We start from the raw sequence: 2295 nt of genomic DNA on the forward strand, positions 1-2295 counted from the left end.
TTGCTACCATCTTTATAGATATAATGGATGGTTTCATTCACAGTCTTCGTTTCGGTAGTGACTGTCGGTGCATTCTTAGTATACACAACCGTGAAATTCAAGTCGTTTGAATTATTATCGACATTTTGATTTGAAACGCTAGTCAAGTCTGAGTTTGGGGCATCATTACTAGTTACTGTATATCCCTTAACTTCTGGATTTACTACTTCTTGAAAATCTGCGCTAGCTGCCACCACCCAATTAGAATTAGTTGGTAACCCTGTTTCTTTATCTAAGGAACTATCTGTAGTAGTTGTTGAATAATAGGTTACCGAGGAACCATCAACTGGATTAGTAACCGTCAAGAAAGTAACTGGTTGCGCCGTATAAGATGCTGCTACCGAGTGGCCATCTTGATCAACATAATTGATTGTTTCATTAACTGTTTTCGTGGTCGCAGTATAGGCTGGAGCATAAACATAAATAACTGTTCCGTTAACTCCTGCCTTCGTCAACGTGCCAGAAGTAGGCAAACTATCGTCACCCATTTTTACAAACGTGTAGTTAGGAATCGTTAGTTGCTCAGTCGAATAAGCGCCATTGACGTTAGTACCCTCTGGATAACTAACCTCACCTTGTGCTATTTGGTTCCCTTCAGTATCCACATATTCGACATTAACAGTAGCTGCCTGTTGAAAATCAAAACTAGTTATTTTAAATTGCTGTAAATTCTTAGCGCCACCTGTTGAAGCACTGACAATCATCGCCATTGCCTGATAAGAATCTGATACTGTGGTTGTCCAAGTAAGGATCTTCCCACTAGTTTCTGTATAAGAAATTGTTAATTGGCGAGTTGAGCCATCGTAGTTAACTACAAAATCATGGAACTGACCATCTACATCAGATTTACTTAAAGATTGTGCTGACCCGGCAACATCTTCTGCCCACCATCTTTGAACATAAGTTCCATCTTTTGATTTAATTTGTTGATCACTAGTTGTAACAAATGTTCCATATGGCGCACTCTTTGAATCTCCATTCCAACCAAAATCATTAGAATCAGTTGGATCAATTTGACTTCCATTTTTATTAGATTGTGGTGTCTGATAACCATTAGACCAGGTATCTAGCTTAAAACCTAAAGCATCCAAAAGCCCCCCAATACCTAGGTTTCCACCAGAGTTTCCTAAATCAGAAGTATTCCCGTTATGGAAAGCAAAACTAATGCCATCTGCCCCATTAGGATTGGAACCTAAATTAACTTGTCCCGTTAATGTAAAACTAGTATTCATATCAATTTTGCTAGTGAGTGAAAAATTACCAACTTTATCATTTTCATCAGGCGTAAGTGTTACAATTCCAGTACTAGCATCATAAGTTGCAGAACCATTTAAAGTAAAATATTGTAAAAAATTATCTTTATCAACATGGGTCAGCGCTTCTTCATCTAATGCTAACTCATTAGCGGTACTTAATTGTTGAATCAAGGTACTATAAGAAATTTGAACATTGTTTTCCACTATCTTACTATCAACAGAATTAGTAAGATTATTGGTGACATTTGTTATGCTATTAATTGTTGCATCTTTCTGTGAATTATCATTAGTGCTACTTGTCGTGTCAGCTGCGGAGCTCTCACTAGTGCTACTTGTCGTGTCAGCTGCGGAGCTCTCACTAGTACTACTTGTTGTGTCGGCTGTAAAGCTCTCACTAGTACTACTTGTTGTATCAGCTGCGGAGCTCTCACTAATACTACTTGTTGTGCCAGATGCAGAGTTCTCACTGGTACTACTTGTTGTGTCGGCTGCGGAGCTCTCACTAGTACTACTTGTTGTGTCGGCTGCGGAGCTCTCACTAGTACTACTTGTTGTGTCGGCTGCGGAGCTCTCACTAGTACTACTTGTTGTATCGGCTGCGGAGCTCTCACTAGTACTACTTGTTGTATCGGCTGCGGAGCTCTCACTAGTACTACTTGTTGTATCGGCTGCGGAGCTTTCACTAGTACTACTTGTTGTGCCGGCTGTGGAGCTCTCACTAGTACTACTTGTTGTGCTGGTCGTAGAATTTCCAGTAGTGTCGTTGGTTATATCATTGTTAGAATCAGCATCTGACTCTGTACTATTTGATACCGAAATGTCATTATCCGCTTTAACGATAGTTGTCTCTGTGCCCACTCCTACTCCTAAAGCTACAACAGTGATTGCTGCGAACACCCATCTTCTACCTTTTTTGTACATTTTATAATGCAACTTTTCCATCATATTCCCTCCAAATATCCTTGCGTATAATCAGATTGCGTACACCCTATTTGAACAT

The 2295-nt window shown here is 39.7% G+C and carries 1 protein-coding gene; it reads right to left on the bottom strand.

The window, feature by feature from the left end; all coding sequences use genetic code 11:
* The coding region (locus tag KH893_RS10960) for a lectin-like domain-containing protein (RefSeq protein ID WP_281166164.1) at positions 1 to 2237 on the bottom strand (2237 nt) is incomplete at its 3' end.
* Positions 2238 to 2295 lie beyond the last annotated feature (58 nt).

This window comes from Liquorilactobacillus sicerae (genome assembly GCF_029916425.1).
GTDB classification, from domain to species: Bacteria; Bacillota; Bacilli; order Lactobacillales; family Lactobacillaceae; genus Liquorilactobacillus; species Liquorilactobacillus sicerae.